Raw genomic sequence first — 4,008 nt, 5'->3', positions numbered from 1 at the left:
CCCCCAGGTGTCTGGGGGCGCGGGGAACTGCGCAGTCTTCTGCTTTTCAGGGGCGCGGGGAACTGCGCAACCACCCCAGCCACAGCGGACCCGCGCCTAGACAACGAGCCCCAGTACCACCTCCGCGCACCCCCAGGCCACCGTCACCCCGGCCCCACCATGCCCGTAGTTGTGCACCAACACCCCACCCGCCGCGCCGCCCAAGGCATCCCGTTCGAGCCGCACAGCGGACCGCACGGGCCGCACCCCCACCCGATGCCCCAGCACCCGCGCCCCCGCCACCTCCGGCCGGAGTACCGCACAGCGCGCGACGATCTCCGCGGCCACCGCGGGATCGGGCTCCAGGGACCACTCCCCGTCGTCCGTGGTCCCGCCGAGGACCAACCGCCCCGGCTGCGGAAAGAGATACGTGGTCGTCCCGGCCACCGCGTCCGTGGAGACGAGCCACGTCCGGATCCCGGGGTTCTCCACGATCACCAACTGCCCCCGCACGGGCCGCACCGCCGTGTCCCCGAGCAGCTCCCGCGCACCGAGCCCCGTGCAGTTGACGACGACCCCCGCCCGCGCCCGGGCCTCGGCGAGGTCCGTCACCACGCGTGACTCGACCACCCCGCCCGCCCGCAGGAACCGCGCGCGCAGCCACGCCAGATGCACCGGCATGTCGATCAGCGGCAGCCTCGCCCACAGCCCCGGGCCCGCGTACTCCTCGGCCGTGGACGCCCGCAGCCCCGGCAGCCGGGCCGCCGCCCACGGCCCCTGCTCGTCAAGCCGCGCCTCGCCCATGACGCCTTCGACCAGGCGTACGCCCGTCTCCTCGGGCCGCGCCGCCAACTCCTCGTACACGGACAGTGAGCGCAGGGCCCACGTCCGCGCGAGATCCTGCGGCTCGATGGCGTACGGCCACCACAGCGCGCCCGCAACCGCCGAGGTGGTCCGCTCGGCGGGCTCCCGCGTCCAGATCCGTACGCGTCTGCCGCTCTCGGCCAGGACAAGGGCCGTCGTGAGTCCTATGACCCCGCTGCCGACCACGATCACGTCACCGCTTCGATCTTCCGCCACGCGGGGACGTTAGCGGAATATGTCATGCCGTGCTCAGAGTTGGCCCGGTCCGGGAATACTCACAGCATGTCTGCCGAGTACGCGACCTTCGGCCTGGCACCGGCGATGCGTGCCGGTGGAGTACTGGCCAACGGTGACTACCGAGCGCACCGGGACTTCGTCGACTTCATCGTCGACGGACGCCCGCTGCTGTACCAGCTGTCCGACCTCGACGCCGTGTCCCCCCTCGCCTCCGACGTACCGCCCGCGATCTTCATCGCCCAGGTGCAGAGCCTGCTGCTGGAAGCCGATCCTCCGCTGGAGGGCGGCCGGTACGTCATATACGGCTGCCCGGAGTGCGAGGACCTCGCCTGCGGTGCCGTGACCGCCGTGATCGACCGGCACGGCGACGATTTCGTCTGGCGCGACTTCGCCTGGCAGACCGACGACCACCCGGATCTGGAACGGAACGGCTATCACGGCATCGGCCCCTTCCGTTTCCACGGCGACCAGTACCGTGCCGCCCTCGGCTCCCTGCTCGCCGGGGCCGTGGCCGGGGGCGAGCGCCGCCGGGTCCTGCTCATCGGCGCCCGGGCCGCCGTCCTGGGCAAGCTCGCCGCCGCCCTGCGCATCATCGGCATCGGCGCCGACATCACCCGGGACGCCACGGGCGTACCCGCCGACGAACTGCGCACCTACGGCGCCGTCGCCTTCGGCCGCGCCGTCACCGAGCAGGAACGCGCGGATGTCCGGCACTCCTTCGAACAGGCCGGCGTCGACGTCGCGTACGTCGAGGGGCTGGCCCCGATCGTCCCGCTCCTGGTCGCCCAGATAGAGAACGCCCTGGACCGCAGCCCCCAAGAGCAGCGCCGGCTGACCCGGCTGGTCGCCGCCGACGGCGAGGCGGGCATCGAGGTCACCTCCCCCTGCCGGGTCCAGCTCACCGCGTACCGGCTGGACCGCCTCTACCGCACCCATATGCACGAGGTGTTCGACGGCGTCCTGGAAGCGGGCCGCCACCGGCTTCCGCTGGACACGAGGGCCACCAGAGGGGAGTCCTTCATCGTGGCGCGGACGTCCGGGAGCGTCCTGGTGGAGGCGATGGCCCGCTGACGGCCCGGGCCGGTCGCCCACGTGCGCGAAGCCGGCACCGGCGGGCGCGAAACCCGGGCGCGGGCGCGAGGGCCCGGCGATTAGGATCGGCCTCCTGATGACTGCCACTCTCGTCGCCAAGAACCTCGCCGCCGGCCACGGCGACCGCACCCTCTTCGCCGAACTCGACCTCGTCGTCGCGCCCGGCGACGTGATCGGTCTCGTCGGTGCCAACGGCGCGGGCAAGTCCACCCTGCTGCGCATGCTCGCCGGTCTCATCAAGCCGGAGGAGGGCGAGCTGCGGCTCTCCCCGCCGTCGGCCGCCGTCGGCCATCTGCCGCAGGAGCCCGAGCGCCGGCCAGGCGAGTCCGTACGCGAGTTCCTGGCGCGCCGCACGGGTGTGGCCGAGGCCCAGCGGGTGATGGACGAGGCCACGCAGGCACTCGTCGACGGGGCGCCGGGCGCGGACGACGCGTACGCGGACAGCCTGGAGCGGTGGCTCGCGTTGGGCGGCGCCGACCTCGACGAGCGGGCCGAGGAGGTCGCCGACTCGCTCGGCCTCGCCGTCGGCCTGGACCAGCCGATGACCTCGCTCTCCGGCGGCCAGGCGGCCCGCGCCGGACTCGCCTCGCTGCTCCTGTCCCGCTACGACGTGTTCCTGCTCGACGAGCCGACCAACGACCTCGACCTGGACGGCCTGGAGCGCCTCGAACGCTTCGTCTCCGGGCTGCGCGCGGGCACGGTCGTCGTCAGCCACGACCGCGAGTTCCTCACCCGCACGGTCACCAAGGTCCTCGAACTCGACCTGGCCCAGCAGCAGATCACTCTGTACGGCGGCGGCTACGAGGCCTATCTGGAAGAGCGGGACGTGGCCCGCCGGCACGCCCGAGAGGGCTACGAGGAGTACGCCGACAAGCGTTCCGCCCTTGAGGGCCGCGCCCAGATGCAGCGTTCCTGGATGGACAAGGGCGTCAAGAACGCCCGGCGCAAGGCGAACAACGACAACGACAAGATCGGCCGCAAGTTCCGCAGCGAGGCCAGCGAGAAGCAGGCCGCGAAGGCCCGGCAGACCCAGCGCATGATCGAGCGTCTCGACGTGGTGGAGGAGCCGCGCAAGGAGTGGGAGCTGCGCATGGAGATCGCGGCGGCCCCGCGGTCCGGCTCCGTGGTCGCCACCCTGCGCGACGCCGAGGTCCGGCGGGGCGACTTCACCTTCGGCCCGGCCACGCTCCAGATCGACTGGGCGGACCGGGTGGCCGTCACCGGTGTGAACGGCGCCGGCAAGTCCACCCTGCTCGGCGCCCTGCTCGGCCGCGTACCCCTGGACTCCGGGCATGCCACGCTCGGCTCGGGCGTGATCGTCGGCGAGGTCGACCAGGCCCGCAAGCTGTTCCACGGCACGGAGGCGCTGCTAGACGCGTTCTGCGCGGCCGTCCCCGACACCGAGCCGGCCGAGGTCCGTACGCTCCTGGCCAAGTTCGGCCTCAAGGCGGACCACGTCCTGCGCCCGGCCGCGAGCCTCTCCCCGGGCGAGCGCACCCGGTCGGCGCTGGCCCTGCTCCAGGGCCGGGGCGTGAACCTCCTGGTCCTCGACGAGCCGACCAACCACCTCGACCTGCCGGCGATCGAACAGCTGGAATCGGCCCTCGACTCCTACGAGGGCACGCTGCTCCTGGTGACGCACGACCGCCGCATGCTGAACGCGGTCCGCACGACCCGCCGCCTGGAGGTGGCCGCGGGCAAGGTGACGGAACGCTAGCCGCTCCGCTGCCTCCGCTGGAACTCCGGTGCGTCGTCTGCGGGCGCGTCGTGGCCGGCCGCGCAGTTCCCCGCGCCCCTAAAAACGGGGCTGCGCCCCTGTTTTTCGCCCTTTAGGGG

The 4,008-nt window shown here is 72.7% G+C and carries 3 protein-coding genes; 2 read left to right on the top strand and 1 reads right to left on the bottom strand.

Annotation, left to right across the window (positions count from 1 at the left end; genetic code table 11):
* Positions 1 to 96: 96 nt before the first annotated feature.
* On the bottom strand, positions 97 to 1,059 hold the full coding sequence (locus tag ACFWGJ_RS42555; RefSeq protein WP_387334332.1) for an FAD-dependent oxidoreductase: 963 nt from the start codon (positions 1,057 to 1,059) through the stop codon (positions 97 to 99).
* 66 nt (positions 1,060 to 1,125) lie between these two features.
* Between ACFWGJ_RS42555 and ACFWGJ_RS42550 the strand changes: the two genes are divergently transcribed.
* Together ACFWGJ_RS42550 and ACFWGJ_RS42545 are read left to right on the top strand one after the other, a co-directional pair.
* Positions 1,126 to 2,151 (top strand): oxidoreductase, encoded by a 1,026-nt coding sequence (locus tag ACFWGJ_RS42550; protein WP_387334331.1) that lies wholly within the window; start codon positions 1,126 to 1,128, stop codon positions 2,149 to 2,151.
* Between the two features lie 97 nt (positions 2,152 to 2,248).
* On the top strand, positions 2,249 to 3,889 hold the full coding sequence (locus ACFWGJ_RS42545; RefSeq protein ID WP_387334330.1) for an ABC-F family ATP-binding cassette domain-containing protein: 1,641 nt from the start codon (positions 2,249 to 2,251) through the stop codon (positions 3,887 to 3,889).
* Positions 3,890 to 4,008: the final 119 nt, after the last annotated feature.

This window comes from Streptomyces sp. NPDC060205 (genome assembly GCF_042728395.1).
Taxonomy (GTDB): domain Bacteria; phylum Actinomycetota; class Actinomycetes; order Streptomycetales; family Streptomycetaceae; genus Streptomyces.
Note: the sequence above shows the minus strand (reverse complement) of the source record. Positions and strands in the feature narration are given on the sequence as shown.